General features: G+C 65.1%; 15 protein-coding genes and 1 pseudogene. 8 read left to right on the top strand and 8 right to left on the bottom strand.

Annotation, left to right across the window (positions count from 1 at the left end):
• Positions 1-8: 8 nt before the first annotated feature.
• From I6F37_RS05270 to I6F37_RS05290, 5 genes are all read right to left on the bottom strand, one after another.
• Entirely contained in the window at positions 9-1,211 is a 1,203-nt protein-coding gene (locus tag I6F37_RS05270) for a VWA domain-containing protein (RefSeq protein WP_057029512.1), read from the bottom strand.
• A 130-nt stretch (positions 1,212-1,341) separates the two neighbouring features.
• A complete protein-coding gene (locus tag I6F37_RS05275; RefSeq protein ID WP_036027789.1) occupies positions 1,342-2,265 on the bottom strand; it encodes a MoxR family ATPase in 924 nt (307 codons plus the stop codon).
• Positions 2,266-2,327: 62 nt separating this feature from the next.
• Positions 2,328-3,134: a xanthine dehydrogenase family protein subunit M gene (locus I6F37_RS05280; RefSeq protein ID WP_036012847.1), complete on the bottom strand. Its 807-nt coding sequence runs from the start codon at positions 3,132-3,134 to the stop codon at positions 2,328-2,330.
• Between the two features lie 27 nt (positions 3,135-3,161).
• On the bottom strand, positions 3,162-3,647 hold the full coding sequence (locus tag I6F37_RS05285; RefSeq protein WP_014494194.1) for a (2Fe-2S)-binding protein: 486 nt from the start codon (positions 3,645-3,647) through the stop codon (positions 3,162-3,164).
• Between the two features lie 149 nt (positions 3,648-3,796).
• Positions 3,797-4,243, bottom strand: coding sequence for a carbon monoxide dehydrogenase subunit G (locus I6F37_RS05290; RefSeq protein WP_036012850.1), 447 nt, complete (start codon positions 4,241-4,243; stop codon positions 3,797-3,799).
• A gap of 172 nt (positions 4,244-4,415) precedes the next feature.
• Here I6F37_RS05290 and I6F37_RS05295 point away from each other — a divergent pair, with 172 nt between their 5' ends.
• The 3 genes from I6F37_RS05295 (at position 4,416) to I6F37_RS05305 (ending at position 7,071) form a co-directional block, all read left to right on the top strand.
• A complete protein-coding gene (locus I6F37_RS05295; protein ID WP_225150516.1) occupies positions 4,416-5,771 on the top strand; it encodes a 3-carboxy-cis,cis-muconate cycloisomerase in 1,356 nt (451 codons plus the stop codon).
• Between the two features lie 15 nt (positions 5,772-5,786).
• Positions 5,787-6,569 (top strand): 3-oxoadipate enol-lactonase, encoded by a 783-nt coding sequence (gene pcaD, locus I6F37_RS05300; RefSeq protein WP_225150518.1) that lies wholly within the window; start codon positions 5,787-5,789, stop codon positions 6,567-6,569.
• A 109-nt stretch (positions 6,570-6,678) separates the two neighbouring features.
• Entirely contained in the window at positions 6,679-7,071 is a 393-nt protein-coding gene (locus I6F37_RS05305) for a carboxymuconolactone decarboxylase family protein (protein WP_024340834.1), read from the top strand.
• On the opposite strand, the gene I6F37_RS05310 is transcribed toward I6F37_RS05305, so the two are convergent.
• Positions 7,033-7,572 carry a hypothetical protein gene (locus tag I6F37_RS05310; RefSeq protein ID WP_036012858.1) on the bottom strand — a complete coding sequence of 180 codons (540 nt, stop codon included), beginning with the start codon at positions 7,570-7,572 and terminating at the stop codon, positions 7,033-7,035. The two genes, I6F37_RS05305 and I6F37_RS05310, sit on opposite strands and share 39 nt — an antisense overlap.
• A 301-nt stretch (positions 7,573-7,873) precedes the next feature.
• Complete coding sequence (locus tag I6F37_RS05315) at positions 7,874-8,035, bottom strand: hypothetical protein (protein ID WP_192893160.1); 162 nt, start codon at positions 8,033-8,035, stop codon at positions 7,874-7,876.
• Positions 8,036-8,298: 263 nt separating this feature from the next.
• Here I6F37_RS05315 and I6F37_RS05320 point away from each other — a divergent pair, with 263 nt between their 5' ends.
• The 5 genes from I6F37_RS05320 to I6F37_RS05340 all read left to right on the top strand — a co-directional run bounded on the left by I6F37_RS05320 (position 8,299) and on the right by I6F37_RS05340 (position 13,382).
• On the top strand, positions 8,299-9,216 hold the full coding sequence (locus tag I6F37_RS05320; protein WP_057029507.1) for a branched-chain amino acid ABC transporter permease: 918 nt from the start codon (positions 8,299-8,301) through the stop codon (positions 9,214-9,216).
• A 12-nt stretch (positions 9,217-9,228) separates the two neighbouring features.
• On the top strand, positions 9,229-10,548 hold the full coding sequence (gene livM, locus I6F37_RS05325) for a high-affinity branched-chain amino acid ABC transporter permease LivM (RefSeq protein WP_225150520.1): 1,320 nt from the start codon (positions 9,229-9,231) through the stop codon (positions 10,546-10,548).
• Positions 10,545-11,378 carry an ABC transporter ATP-binding protein gene (locus I6F37_RS05330; RefSeq protein ID WP_036012867.1) on the top strand — a complete coding sequence of 278 codons (834 nt, stop codon included), beginning with the start codon at positions 10,545-10,547 and terminating at the stop codon, positions 11,376-11,378. Before livM ends, I6F37_RS05330 begins: the two co-directional genes overlap by 4 nt.
• Entirely contained in the window at positions 11,375-12,112 is a 738-nt protein-coding gene (locus I6F37_RS05335; protein WP_025037253.1) for an ABC transporter ATP-binding protein, read from the top strand. The genes I6F37_RS05330 and I6F37_RS05335 overlap by 4 nt, the downstream gene beginning before the upstream one ends.
• A gap of 151 nt (positions 12,113-12,263) precedes the next feature.
• Positions 12,264-13,382, top strand: a complete 1,119-nt coding sequence (locus I6F37_RS05340; protein ID WP_036012868.1) for a branched-chain amino acid ABC transporter substrate-binding protein — start codon at positions 12,264-12,266, stop codon at positions 13,380-13,382.
• Between the two features lie 94 nt (positions 13,383-13,476).
• Here I6F37_RS05340 and I6F37_RS05345 read toward each other — a convergent pair.
• Positions 13,477-13,864 (bottom strand): annotated as a pseudogene (locus tag I6F37_RS05345) (response regulator).
• Positions 13,865-14,049 lie beyond the last annotated feature (185 nt).

Consider the following 14,049-nt stretch of genomic DNA (forward strand, 5'->3'; position numbering starts at 1 on the left):
CTGGCCTCTCAAGCTGCGGAGCGGATCAGGCTGCGGTGATGCGGCGGCAGCGGCTGGGAGAGCGTCGTGATCAGCTCCTGGATCGAACTCAAATTATGTACCGGGCGGAATTCGTCAACGTGGGGGAGCATCATTTTGATGCCCTGCGCCTTGGCCTCGAAGCCGCCAAACCGCAGCAGCGGGTTCAGCCAGATCAGCCGCCGGCAGGACCGGTGCAGCCGGTCCATCTCGAAGGCGAGCTTGGAATCGGCCTCCCGCTCCAGCCCGTCGGAGATCAGGAGCACGATGGCGCCCTGGCTCAGCACCCGCCGCGCCCACAATTTGTTGAAGTTATGCAGCGAGGCCGAGATGCGGGTGCCGCCGGCCCAATCCTCGACCGAGGCCGAGCAGCTCGCCAGCGCCTCGTCGGGATCGCGCTGGCGCAGCGCACGGGTGACATTCGTCAAGCGGGTGCCGAACAGGAACACCGAAACGCGCTTTCGAGCATCCGTGATCGCATGCAGGAAGTGCAGGAACAGACGGGTGTATTCGCTCATCGAGCCCGAGATGTCGAGCAGCGCCACGATCGGCGCCGGCTTCTCGATGCGCCCGAGGCGATGGATGTCGATGATGTCGCCGCCGGTGCGCAAGGAGGCGCGCAGCGTGCGGCGGAGGTCGAGGCGCAGGCCGCGCGCATCGGGCCGGCGCCGGCGCGTCAAGAGCTCGGCCTGCGGCAACCTCATCCGCTCGATGGCACGGAGCGCCTCGGCGATCTCCGCCGCGCTCATCTGCGCAAAATCCTTCTTCTGCAGGATCTCCTTGTCGGAGACCGACAGGCGCAGATCCTGCTCCTGGTGCTGCGGCGTCTCGGTCATGCGAGGCTGCGCCATCGCCTCCTGGACGCGGCGGGCGCCGGCCTGGGGCTTCTTCTTGGCCTCGTCCGGCAGCGGCACCGAATCCAGCATGTGCTTCCATTCTTCCGAGGCGCGGAAGAACAGGTTGAAAGCCTGCTTGAAGATCAGCGCATGCTCATGGCGCTTGACGAAGATCGCCTCCAGCGTGGTGAAGACGTCGGATCGGCTACCGATGTCGATCACTTGCAGCGCGCTCATGGCATCGATGACAGCGCCCGGCCCGACCGGCAGGCCGGCCGCACGCAGCGCGCGGGCGAAGCCGACGATGTTGTCGGCGAACTGCTCGGTCTTTTCGGGGGCAAGGTGGTTGATGGCCATTGGTTCAGCACCCTCGGTCGTCATTCCGAGGCGATGCGCAGCATCGAGCCCGAAATCCATTCATCCACCAACTCTGCGGCCCGATGGATTCCGGGTTCGCGCTAACGCGCGCCCCGGAATGACGTGAAGATCAATTCTCGCTCGTCGCGTCCTTCAGCACCTTCTGCAGCGTGTCGCCCTGCATCCGGGTGATGTCGTCCTGGTACTTGAGCAGCGCGCCCAGCGTGTCGCCGACCACTTGCGGGGTCAGCGAGCGGGCATCGAGCTCCGACAGCGCCGTGGCCCAGTCGATGGTCTCGGCAACGCCCGGCGACTTGTAGAAGTCCTGGTTGCGCAGCGCCTGCACGAAGCGGACGACCTGCTGCGACAGCTTGGCGGAGATGCCGGGCACGCGCGTCTTGACGATCGCAAGCTCGCGCTCGGCGGCCGGATAATCGACCCAGTGATAGAGGCAGCGCCGTTTCAGCGCGTCGTGTATCTCGCGGGTGCGGTTGGAGGTGATGATGACGATCGGCGGGTGCGGCGCCTTCACGGTGCCGAATTCGGGGATGGTCACCTGGAAGTCACTGAGGATCTCGAGCAGGTAGGCTTCGAACGCCTCGTCGGCACGGTCGAGCTCGTCGATCAGCAGCACCGGCGGACCGGCGACATCAGGCTCCAGCGCCTGGAGCAGCGGCCGCTTGATCATGTAGCGGTCGGCGAAGATATCGCTCGAAAGCTGATCGCGATCAGTGTCGCCCGCGGCTTCCGCCATCCGGATCGCGATCATCTGCGACGCGCTGTTCCACTCATACACCGCGGAGGAAACGTCGAGGCCTTCATAGCACTGCAGGCGGATCAGCTTCCGCCCCAGCGCCGCCGAGAGCACCTTAGCGATCTCGGTCTTGCCGACGCCGGCCTCACCTTCCAGGAACAGCGGTCGGCCCATACGCAGCGACAGATACGTCACCGTCGCCAGCGAGCGCTCAGCGAGATAGCCGCGCGACGTCAGGAGTTCGAGCATCGCATCGACCGATGCCGGCAAAGCACCGGAAGAAGTGGCCGCTGAAGTCATGGAAAAGCCAGTCTCGCTACGCCCTCACCGGGGACAGGTCTGGACCGAGGAATGAGGTCAGCTCATTCCTTGGCATTGGCGGCATCGACGGCGCGCCGCGTCAGCACGCCGATGAGATGCGCGCGGTATTCGGCGCTGCCGTGGATGTCGCTGTTGAGGCCTTCTGCCGGTACCGCGATGCCCTCCAGCGCCTTCGAGGCGAAGCGCTTCTTCAAGGCTTCCTCGAATGCGGTGACGCGGAACACGCCTTCGGAGCCCGCACCGGTGACCGCAACGCGCACGTCCGAAGGACGCCGCGCCACGAACACCCCGACAAGCGCATAGCGCGAGGCCTGGTTGCGGAACTTGACGTAAGCGGCCTTCTTCGGCAGCGGGAACATCACCTTGGTGATGATCTCATCCGCTTCGAGCGCGGTCGTGAACAGGCCCTGGAAGAACTCTTCCGCCTTGAGGCGGCGCTTGTTGGTGACGATGGTGGCCCCGAGCGCGAGCACCGCGGCCGGATAATCGGCAGTCGGATCGTTGTTGGCGAGCGAGCCGCCGATCGTGCCCTTGTGACGCACGGCGGGATCGCCAATGCCGCCGGCAAGGTTCGCCAGCGCCGGAATGGCTTCACCGACGATGGCGGAGGTCGCGACCTCGGCATGCTTGGCGGTGGCGCCGATCACGAGCGAGCGGCCCTTCATCTCGATCGCATTGAGCCCCTCGATGTGGGAGAGGTCGACCAGATGCGGGGGACTGGCGAGGCGCTGCTTCATGACGGGAATCAGCGTGTGGCCGCCGGCGATCACCTTGGCGTCCTCGTTCTTCACCAGGAGGTTGGCCGCCTGGCGAACGGTCCCAGGGCGATGATATTTGAATTCGTACATCTGTATGTCCTGATCGCGGGAGGCGCGTTACGCGAGGTCGGATTTGGCCATCGCCTTCGCGCCGGCGGAGATCGAGGCGACGATGTTCTGGTAGCCCGTGCAGCGGCAGAGATTGCCTTCGAGCTCCTCGCGAATGGTGTGGTCGTCGAGCTCGTGGCCCTTGCGGTGCACGATGTCGATCGCGGTCATGATCATGCCGGGCGTGCAGAAGCCGCACTGCAGGCCATGGTGCTCGCGGAAGGCCTCCTGCATCGGATGCAGCGGCGCGCCGTCCGCAGCCAGCCCCTCGATCGTTTTGACCTCGTGGCCATCGGCCATCACCGCAAGCGTGGTGCAGGACTTCACGGCCTTGCCGTCGAGATGCACGACGCAGGCGCCGCACTGCGAGGTGTCGCAGCCGACATGGGTGCCGGTCAGCCGCAGATTCTCGCGCAGGAATTGCACCAGGAGCGTGCGGGGATCGACATTGGCGGTGACTGGATTGCCGTTCACGATGAGGGAGATTTTTGCCATAAGCACTCTCTGTCAGCACCCCGACGGGTCCCGTCGAAGCGGTTCTTATAATTATTCCAACCCATCATATGGGCCATTATGCCCCGGGGCAACATCGCCCCGGGCGCAAGGCGCCATGCCGAAGGCGCTACCCTAAAGGTATTGGACCTTCAGCCCTGTACGGCCTTGGCGAAGTTCGCGAAAAACTCGTCGGCAAGCTTCTTGGCGGCGCCGTTGATGAGGCGCTGGCCGAGCTGCGCCAACTTGCCGCCGATCTGCGCCTCGACGTCGTAGGAGAGCAGCGTGCCGCCGTCCTTCTCGGCGAGCTTGACGGCCGCACCGCCCTTGGCGAATCCGGCCACCCCGCCTTCGCCCTCACCGGAGATTTTGTAGCCGTTCGGCGGGTCGAGATCGGACAGCGTGACCTTGCCCTTGAAGCGCGCCGACACCGGGCCGACCTTCATCTTCGCCGTCGCGCGGAAGCCGCCGTCGTCGGTCTTCTCCAGCTCCTCGCAGCCGGGGATGCAGGCCTTCAGCACCTCGGGATCGTTGAGCTTGGCCCACACGGCCTCGCGCGGCGCTGCAAGCTGGACTTCGCCGTTCATCGTCATGGCCATGAGGGTGCCTCCCGGATCGCGTAACTATAGTGCTGATCAAGTAACGCAGCGGCGCGGCAAAGAAAAGGCCGGCGCCCGGTCACGTGCAATGCATATTCGCAACTGCAAAATGACGTGTGCGGGCGGTGGGGGATTGGCACGGCCGGGCCATGATGATTAGGTCGCGCGCAACATGAGCACATCCATCTCCCCCCTGCTCGCACCGATGCTGTCGAGCGCCGCCATGCGCGTGGTCTGCGACGATCGGTCGACCTTGCAGGACATGCTCGATTTCGAGGCAGCCTTGGCACGGGCCGAGGCGGCCAGTGCGGTGATTCCCGCATCCGCCATCGGACCAATCGAGGCGGCGTGCAAGGCCGATGGCTTCGACATGGCCGCACTGGCCGAGGCCGCGACGCGGTCGGGCAATCTCGCGATTCCCCTGGTCAAGATGCTGACCGCCAATGTCGGCAAGAAAGACGCGGAGGCCGCGCGCTACGTGCATTGGGGCGCGACCAGCCAGGACGTCATCGACACCGCGACCATGCTGATGCTGCGCGCCGGCATCGCGGCGCTGGATGCCGACCTCAGCCGCGCCATCAAGGGCTTTGCCGCACTGGCGCGCAGCCATCGCAACACCGCGATGGTGGCGCGGACCTGGCTCCAGCACGCGCTGCCGATGCCATTCGGGCTGAAGGCCGCCGAATACGCCTCGAGCCTTGCCCGTGCCCGCTGCCGGCTGCGGCGGCTCTCCCGCGAGGGCCTCGCGCTGCAATTCGGCGGCGCCGCCGGCACGCTCGCTGCGCTCGGCGACAAAGGGCTCGCGGTGGCCGAACGGCTGGCGCAGGAGCTCGATCTGCCGCTGCCCGAGGCGCCTTGGCATACCCATCGCGACCGGATCGCCGAGGCCGCATCCTGCTTTGCCATTCTCGCCGGCAGCTGCGGCAAGATCGCGCGCGACGTCTCGCTGCTGATGCAGACCGACGTCGCCGAAGCGTTCGAGCCGGCCGGCGAAGGCCGCGGCGGCTCCTCGACCATGCCGCACAAGCGCAACCCGGTCGCCGCCGCAAGCGCGCTGGGCGCTTCCACCATGGCTCCGCAGCTCGCCGCGACGATCTTCGCCGCCCAGGTGCAGGACCACGAACGCAGCGCCGGCCCCTGGCACGCCGAATGGCCGACGCTGCCGCAATTGATGCTGGTCACATCAGGCGCGTTGGCTGCCGTCGTCGACATCGCCGAGGGTCTCGAGGTCGATGCGGCGCGCATGCGCAGCAATCTCGATGCGACGCATGGCTTGATCATGGCCGAGGCCGTCACCTTCGCGCTCGCCGAAGCCATCGGCAAGAGCAACGCGCATCATCTCGTCGAGGCCGCGAGCAAGCGTGCCGTCGCCGAGAAGAAGCATCTGCGCGAGGTGCTGTCGGCCGATTCGCAAGTCATCGCGCACCTTTCGCCGGAAAAAATTGCGGCATTGTTCGAGCCGATGGCCTATCAAGGGGCGTCACAGGCGCTGATCGACCGGCTGCTCGACAACCTCGATCAAGATTAAGAACGGAGACGCCGCATGCCCATGATCGATGCCGACGGATGCCTGCTCAACGTCTCCGTCGAAGGCCGCGACGGCGGGCCGACCTTGATGCTGTCGAACTCGCTCGGCTGCACGCTGCAGATGTGGGAGCCGCAGATGAAGGCGCTGACGCAGGTGTTCCGTGTCATCCGCTACGATCGCCGCGGCCACGGCAAGTCGAACGTCCCGCCTGGCCCCTACACGATGGAGCGGTTCGGCCGCGACGTGCTCGCGATCCTCGACGACCTCAACATCGAGAAGGTGCATTGGTGCGGCCTGTCGATGGGCGGCATGGTCGGGCAATGGCTCGGCGCCAATGCGCCCGAAAGGTTCGGCAAGCTGATCCTCGCCAACACGTCCTGCTACTATCCCGATCCAACAAACTGGCACAACCGCATCAAGGCGGTAAAGGAGGGAGGCATCGCCGCGGTCGCGGATGCCGTGATCGCGGGCTGGCTCACCCAGGATTTCCGCGAGCGCGAGCCTGCGATCACCGCGAAGATGAAGTCGATGCTGCTCGCCTCGCCTGTCGAGGGCTATCTTGCCTGCTGCGAGGCGCTGTCGACGCTCGACCAGCGCGCGCTGCTGCCGAAAATCAAGAGCCCGACGCTGGTGATCGCCGGCCGCCACGACGTGGCGACGCCGATCTCGGCGGCCGAATTGATCCGCTCCAGCATTCCCGGCGCCAGCATGACGATCATCGACGCCGCGCACATTTCGAACGTCGAGCAGCCGTATGCGTTCACGGATGCGGTGGTGGGGTTCCTGACGCAGCGCTAGCAACAACCGTCATTGCGAGGAGCGTAGCGACGAAGCAATCCAGTCCGTCTCCGCGGACACATGTCTGGATTGCTTCGCTGCGCTCGCAATGACGAAAGAGGAGGATGGAATGGACGACCAGAAGCGCCGCGATGCCGGCATGAATGTGCGCCGCAAGGTGCTGGGCAATGCCTGGGTCGACAAGTCGATCGCGAACCGCAATGCCTTCAACACCGACTTCCAGGACCTGATCACCCGCTACGCCTGGGGCGAGATCTGGACGCGGCCGCATTTCGACGAGCGCACGCGGCGCGTGCTGGTGATCGGCACCATGGTCGCGCTCGGGCAATGGGACGAATTCCGCCTGCACGTGCGTGCGGCGCTGGCCGAGGGCGGCTTCACGCCCGACGACATCAAGGAGATCCTGCTGCAGCAGGCGATCTATTGCGGCGTGCCGGCGGCGAACCACGCGGTCAAGGAAGCCTCAGCGATTGTGCAGGAGCTCGGCCTGCTCAAGACCTAGAGGCTGAAGATTCGGCGGTGCGGCGACCTCGGCCGCCTTCGACGCTGCCTCCGGCTTCTCGATCACGAGCACGACGGCGGCACCGAGCAGCATCAGGAGCTCGGTGGCGTGGAGCCGAAGCGCGGCCATCTCGCCGACCTTCGAGGCCATCACCATGCTGGCAAAGGAGATCAGGCTGCCGATCGCCAGCGCAATCCCGAGCGCCTCGTCACTGCCGCCGCCCTTACGGGTGCGGGGAATACAGAGCAGCACGAGGTAGATTGCAAAGAACGCCACCACGGTCAGCCTTCCGAGCGCCAGCAGCCAGGCGGCACGCACCGTGTCCATGCCCGCCATCTGCAGATGGTCGCTCAGGTACAGCGCCACCGCGACGCTCGGCCGCTCGTAGAGGCCGCGCACGGGCGCGACGATGATGCTGAAGGCTATGAGGCTCCAGACGGGAATGAAATAGGCCGCCAGCAGCGCGCCGTTGACCGAGCCGATCCGCCAATTCCTGAACATGCCGCTTCCCGCCTGGTTTGCCGAGCCTTCGATGGAAGGCGGCGGCCATGCCGGAGCTAACTCGCATCAGACTGTGGCGGCAATTTAAACCCTTTGTTTACCTTAACTGCCCGCCCGCTTTCGTCATTCCGGGGCGGCTCGCAGGAGCCGAACTATGGTGCGCAATTGCGCACCTGAGAATCTCGAGATTCCGGGCCTGCTGCTGACGCACCATCCCGGAATGACGGGCAAACGATTGCCCCAAGAAAAAAGGCCCCGCCTTCCGGCGGGGCCTCTCCTCACTCCTGGGCTCCCAAACTCGCTATTCCTGGTCGCGCTGGCCGCCCTGCTGCTGGCCCGGGCGATCGCCCTGGCGCGGGTCCTGCTGCTGCTGTCCGGGTTTCTGGCCACCACCCTGCTGCGGATTGCGCTGGCCGGGATTCTGATTCTGCTGACCCGGATTCTGGTTCTGCTGCTTCGTCATTCGGGGAAACTCCCTTGTTGGACGTCAGAGGGGAGACAACGGCCGGCATCCACTTTGGTTGCCTCGGGAACCGGGTTCCTCGCAGGACCTCAGGGAACCCGGCGCCGAAATGATCTCTGTACAAGCCTTAAGGTGGAGACCGGGCCAGTTGCAGCCGCCAGTTCCCTCCTGTTACAAAACCCAAACGCTCAAGGGCTGCCGGGGCCCAAGAACTCTCTGCAAGAGCTCCCTTTGAGCCGCGTCAAGTTTGGGTACGGCAGCTTATGGATTATTTCGCCCAGCAGCTCATCAACGGCCTCGTGCTCGGCTCGATCTACGGCCTGATCGCGATCGGCTACACGATGGTCTACGGCATCGTCGGCATGATCAACTTCGCCCATGGCGACGTCTTCATGATCGGCGGCTTCATCGCCCTCATCACCTTCCTGATCCTGATCTCGCTCGGCCTCACGGCCATTCCCCTGATCCTGCTCGTGGTGCTGCTGGTCTCGATGGCGATCACCGCGCTCTATGGCTGGACCATCGAGCGCATCGCCTACCGGCCGCTGCGCCATTCCTTCCGCCTCGCCCCGATGCTGTCGGCCATCGGCATGTCTTTCGTGCTGACGAATTATTCGCAAGTGGCGCAAGGCGCCCGGGTCAAGCCGATCCCGCCGGTCATCACCGGCGGCTATACGCTGCATGAAAGCGCGGACGGCTTCGTCATCCAGCTTTCCAACATCCAGATCATCGTCGTCATCACCACCATCGTGCTGCTGGCGATCTTCACCTGGCTGGTGTCGAACACCCGGCTCGGGCGCGACATGCGCGCCTGCGAGCAGGATCAGACCATGGCAGCGCTGCTCGGCGTCAACGTCGACCGCACCATCTCCATGACCTTCGTGATCGGCGCGGCGCTCGCCGCCGTTGCGGGTCTGATGTACCTGCTCTATTACGGCCTGGTCGACTTCTTCATGGGCTTCGTCGCCGGGATCAAGGCCTTCACCGCCGCGGTGCTCGGCGGCATCGGCTCGCTGCCCGGCGCCATGCTCGGCGGCCTTGCGATCGGCCTGATCGAGACGTTCTGGTCGGCCTATTTCTCGGTCGAGTACAAGGACGTTGCTGCGTTCTCGATCCTGATCGTCGTGCTGATCTTCATGCCGACCGGCCTGCTCGGCCGTCCCGAAGTCGAGAAAGTCTGACGGACCGGCCGCGTGACAGCACCCTCCACCCACACGACCAAACCTGCAACGAGCGTCCCCGCTCTCCTCAAGACCGCCGTCATCAACGCAGTGATCGCGCTGGTGCTGTTTTCGCTGATGGTGGGCGTCCGCACCGAGGCGGGCTCCGACGGCCAGCTCACCTATTGGACGCGATTCGGCGAGCTCGCCTCCCTCGTCGCCGCGGTGTTCGGCGGCTCGATCGTGATCGAGCTGCTCAGGCAATGGATCGGCCCGGCCGGCACCGAGCAGCTGGTGCCGCCAGCGTTGCAGAAGGGCATGTCGCTGGTCGGCCGCTACCTTGCGCCCGCGCTGCTGATCTTCACGCTGCTGGTGCCCGTGATCTTCTATAACCAGCGCTACATCCTCGACCTCGCCATTCTCGTGCTCACTTATGTGATGCTCGGCTGGGGCCTCAACGTCGTGGTCGGGCTCGCCGGCCTGCTCGATCTCGGCTACGTCGCGTTCTATGCCGTCGGCGCCTATTCCTACGCGCTGCTCGCCACCAATTTCGGCTGGTCGTTCTGGATTTGCCTGCCGCTCGCCGGCATCCTCGCCGCGTTCTGGGGCGTGCTGCTCGGCTTCCCCGTGCTGCGCCTGCGCGGCGACTACCTCGCCATCGTGACGCTCGCCTTCGGCGAGATCATCCGCCTCGTCCTGATCAACTGGCAGGATCTGACCGGGGGACCGAACGGCGTGTCCGGTATTCCGCGTCCGACCCTGTTCGGCATTCCGCTGAGCAACACTGACGATGGGCTGGCCAACAAGCTCGGCATCGAGTACTCGGCGACCCACCGTATCGTCTTCCTGTTCTATCTGATCCTGGCGCTGGCGCTGCTCACCAATTGGGCGACGATCCGCCTGCGCCGGCTGCCGATCGGGCGTGCCTGGGAAGCCTTGCGCGAGGACGAGGTCGCCTGCCGCGCGCTCGGCATCAACACCACGACGACCAAGCTCACGGCATTTGCGACCGGCGCCATGTTCGGCGGCTTCGCCGGTGCGTTCTTCGCCACCCGCCAGGGCTTCATCAGCCCGGAATCCTTTACCTTCCAGGAATCGGCGCTGGTGCTCGCCATCGTCGTGCTCGGCGGCATGGGCTCGCAGCTGGGCGTCGCGCTCGCCGCGCTGGCGATGATCGGCGGCTTCGAGCTGTTCCGCGGCCTCGAGACCTATCGTATGCTGGTGTTCGGCTGGGCCATGGTGCTGATCATGATCTGGCGGCCACGCGGCCTGGTCGGCCATCGCGCGCCGACCGTTTATCTGAAGAAGGCGCAGGCCATCTCCTCCGACCTCGTCAAGGAAGGACACGGATGAGCGGCGACAAGATCCTCAGCGTCGACCGGCTGACGATGCGCTTCGGCGGCATCGTCGCCGTGCAGGATCTCTCGTTCGCCGCCGAGCGGAAGAAGATCACCGCGCTGATCGGGCCGAACGGCGCCGGCAAGACCACGGTGTTCAACTGCATCACCGGCTTCTACAAGCCGACCGGCGGCGCCATCCGCCTCACCCACGATGACGGCAAGGAAATCGCGCTCCAGCGGCTCAACGACTTCCGTATCGCCAAACAGGCCAAGGTCGCGCGCACGTTCCAGAACATCCGCCTGTTTCCCGGGATGACCGTGCTCGAAAACCTGATGGTGGCGCAGCACAACATGCTGATGCGCGCCTCGGGCTTCACCTTGCTCGGCCTTGTCGGCGCGCCTGCCTATCGCGACGCAGAAAAGCGCGCGATTGATCTCGCCTCCGACTGGCTGAAGCGGGTCAACCTGCTGGACCGCGCCGACGACGCGGCCGGCAATCTCGCCTATGGCGATCAGCGCCGCCTCGAGATCGCGCGCGCGATGTGCACCGAGCCCGCACTGCTGTGCCTCGACGAACCGGCTGCCGGCCTCAACGCGCGAGAGAGCGCCGCGTTGAACGAGCTCCTGCTTTCGATCCGCAACGACCTGGGAACGTCGATCCTGCTGATCGAGCATGACATGTCGGTGGTGATGGAGATCTCCGACCACATCGTGGTGATGGATCACGGGGTGAAGATCGCACAAGGCACGCCGCGCGAGGTGCGCGACGATCCCAAGGTGATCGCCGCCTATCTCGGCGCCGACGAGGAAGAGGCCATGGCCGTCATGGAGAGCGGATCGTGACGGCGGCATCCCCCCTGCTCGCGATCCGGGGCCTGCGCGCGGCCTACGGCAAGATCGAGGCCTTGAAGGGCGTCGACGTCGACATCAATTCCGGCGAGATCGTGGCGCTGATCGGCGCCAACGGCGCCGGCAAGTCGACGCTGATGATGACGATCTTCGGCAAGCCGCGCGCCCGCGCCGGGCAGATCCTGTACGAGGGCAAGGACATCACGGCCGTCCCGACCCACGAGATCGCCCATTTGCGCATCGCGCAGTCGCCCGAAGGCCGCCGCATCTTCCCGCGCATGAGCGTCGCCGAGAACCTCCAGATGGGGGCCGACGTCACCGAGAGCACGCCGGCGGAACGGGAGAGCACACTCGAGCGCGTGTTCGCCCTGTTTCCCCGCCTGAAGGAACGTTTCGCCCAGCGCGGCGGAACCCTGTCCGGCGGCGAGCAGCAGATGCTGGCGATCGGCCGCGCCTTGATGAGCCGCCCTCGCCTGCTCCTGCTCGATGAACCCTCGCTGGGGCTCGCCCCGCTCATCGCGCGGCAGATTTTCGACGCCATCCGCACACTGAACCGGCAGGACGGCCTGACCGTGCTGATCGTCGAGCAGAACGCCAACCACGCCCTCAAGCTGGCCCATCGCGGCTATGTCATGGTCAACGGCCTGATCACGCTGGCCGGCAGCGGCGCCGAATTGCTGCAGCGCCCCGAAATCCGCGCCGCTTATCTGGAAGGCGGCCGGCACTGACCGGCCCCGCCCTGCGCGAGAATGCGGCTAGATATCTTGGCGTATGCCCGTATTTTGCCGGTGACTTCTCCTCGAATTCATTCAAGAATGGCGCCGGTTTGAACCGGGCATGCCCGGCAACTTCCACAGGCGACCACCCGCGAGGTATCTCATGAAATCACTGAAGCTCATCGGTCTGGCATTCGGCGCATCGCTCGCGCTATCGAGCGCGGCATTCGCGCAGGATGTCACCGTCGCAGTCGCAGGCCCGATGACCGGCGGCGAGTCCGCCTTCGGCCGCCAGATGAAGAACGGCGCCGAGATGGCCGTCGCCGACATCAACGCCGCCGGTGGCGTCAACGGCAAGAAGCTCGCGCTCAACGCCGAGGACGACGCCTGCGATCCGAAACAGGCCCGCTCGATCGCGGAAAAGATCGCCGGCGCCAAGATCCCGTTCGTCGCCGGCCATTTCTGCTCGTCGTCTTCGATCCCGGCCTCTGAAGCCTATGCGGACGGCAACGTCCTGCAAATCACCCCGGCTTCGACCAACCCGCTCTTCACCGAGCGCAAGCTGTGGAACGTGGCGCGAGTCTGCGGCCGCGACGACCAGCAGGGCCTGATCGCCGCGCAGTACATCGCCAAGAACTACAAGGGCAAGAACATCGCGATCCTCAACGACAAGACCACTTACGGCAAGGGTCTTGCCGACGAGACCAAGAAGGCGCTCAACAAGGCCGGCATCACCGAGAAGATGTACGAATCCTACAACAAAGGCGACAAGGACTTCAACGCGATCGTCTCGCGCCTGAAGAAGGACAATGTCGAGCTCGTCTATGTCGGCGGTTACCATCAGGAAGCCGGCCTCATCCTCCGCCAGATGCGCGATCAGGGCATGAAGACGGTGCTGATGTCGGGCGACGCGCTCGCGGACAAGGAGTACGCCTCCATCACCGGTCCCGCCGGCGAAGGCACGCTGTTCACCTTCGGTCCCGACCCGCGCAACAAGCCGACCGCGAAGAAGATCGTCGAGGCGTTCAAGGCCAAGGGCATCGATCCGGAAGGCTATACGCTCTATACCTACGCTGCGCTGCAGGTCTGGACGCAGGCGGTCAAGAAGGCCGGCACCACCGACGCCAAGAAGGTCATGGAGACCATCAAGGCCGGCAAGTGGGACACGGTGCTCGGCCCGATCGAAATTGACGCCAAGGGCGACCTCAAGCAGATCGACTATGTCGTCTACAAGTGGGACGCCAAGGGCAATTACGCCGAGCTCGGCGCCAAGGGCTCTTGATCGAGAATGCTCTTCGGGGATCCCGATCAGCGATCGCCCGAAGGCTCCCGCCATCGCGACCACGCCCCGGCTTGCCGGGGCGTTCTTTTGCCGGTCAGACCGCGGCCGAAATCTCGTCGCCGGCCGCGGCCTGGGCCTTTCCGCAGGGCCTGCAGCAGATCGTTCGGCCGAAACGGCTTTTGCAGGCCGACCACGTTGGCGAGGTGGGGCGATTGGTCCATGAAATCGAGTGCCGTCATCCCGGATACCGCAATCACCGGCAGCGCCGGCGCGCGTTCGCGCAAGGCGGTGATGACGTCGACGCCGCTGGTATCACCGAGGAAGATGTCCACAATCGCCGCGTCAAAGCGGCTTTCCGCAAAGGCCTTCAGCCCCGCCGCGCCGGTTTCGGCCTCCACGACCTCGAAATGGTTGACCCGAAGCACGATCGCCACCATCGCGCGGACGTCCTTCTGGTCGTCGATGATGAGAACGCGGGGCATGGGCAAACTCCCGATCTCGAAATCAAAATCGCCTGTTTCAAGCCTGGAACCGGCCGCAGCGGCAGGGCATTATGACACCGCCCAGTAAAGTGCCCCTTACCAATCCCTGTTCCGTGCTCTCACCGAAATTAGGTAAGCTGTAACCCTCGGTTGAGTCGTAAACCGGTTCCGTGACCACCTGCGCC

This window comes from Bradyrhizobium sp. NBAIM08, from assembly GCF_020193935.1.
Classification (GTDB): Bacteria; Pseudomonadota; Alphaproteobacteria; order Rhizobiales; family Xanthobacteraceae; genus Bradyrhizobium; species Bradyrhizobium yuanmingense.

Bases quoted from the DNA above. Each gene is read 5' to 3' on its own strand.
- I6F37_RS05270 (WP_057029512.1), bottom strand. From the start codon at position 1,211: ATGGCCATCAACCACCTTGCCCCCGAAAAGACCGAGCAGTTCGCCGAC.
- I6F37_RS05275 (WP_036027789.1), bottom strand. From the start codon at position 2,265: ATGACTTCAGCGGCCACTTCTTCCGGTGCTTTGCCGGCATCGGTCGAT.
- I6F37_RS05280 (WP_036012847.1), bottom strand. From the start codon at position 3,134: ATGTACGAATTCAAATATCATCGCCCTGGGACCGTTCGCCAGGCGGCC.
- I6F37_RS05285 (WP_014494194.1), bottom strand. From the start codon at position 3,647: ATGGCAAAAATCTCCCTCATCGTGAACGGCAATCCAGTCACCGCCAAT.
- I6F37_RS05290 (WP_036012850.1), bottom strand. From the start codon at position 4,243: ATGGCCATGACGATGAACGGCGAAGTCCAGCTTGCAGCGCCGCGCGAG.
- I6F37_RS05295 (WP_225150516.1), top strand. From the start codon at position 4,416: ATGAGCACATCCATCTCCCCCCTGCTCGCACCGATGCTGTCGAGCGCC.
- pcaD (WP_225150518.1), top strand. From the start codon at position 5,787: ATGCCCATGATCGATGCCGACGGATGCCTGCTCAACGTCTCCGTCGAA.
- I6F37_RS05305 (WP_024340834.1), top strand. From the start codon at position 6,679: ATGGACGACCAGAAGCGCCGCGATGCCGGCATGAATGTGCGCCGCAAG.
- I6F37_RS05310 (WP_036012858.1), bottom strand. From the start codon at position 7,572: ATGTTCAGGAATTGGCGGATCGGCTCGGTCAACGGCGCGCTGCTGGCG.
- I6F37_RS05315 (WP_192893160.1), bottom strand. From the start codon at position 8,035: ATGACGAAGCAGCAGAACCAGAATCCGGGTCAGCAGAATCAGAATCCC.
- I6F37_RS05320 (WP_057029507.1), top strand. From the start codon at position 8,299: ATGGATTATTTCGCCCAGCAGCTCATCAACGGCCTCGTGCTCGGCTCG.
- I6F37_RS05330 (WP_036012867.1), top strand. From the start codon at position 10,545: ATGAGCGGCGACAAGATCCTCAGCGTCGACCGGCTGACGATGCGCTTC.
- I6F37_RS05340 (WP_036012868.1), top strand. From the start codon at position 12,264: ATGAAATCACTGAAGCTCATCGGTCTGGCATTCGGCGCATCGCTCGCG.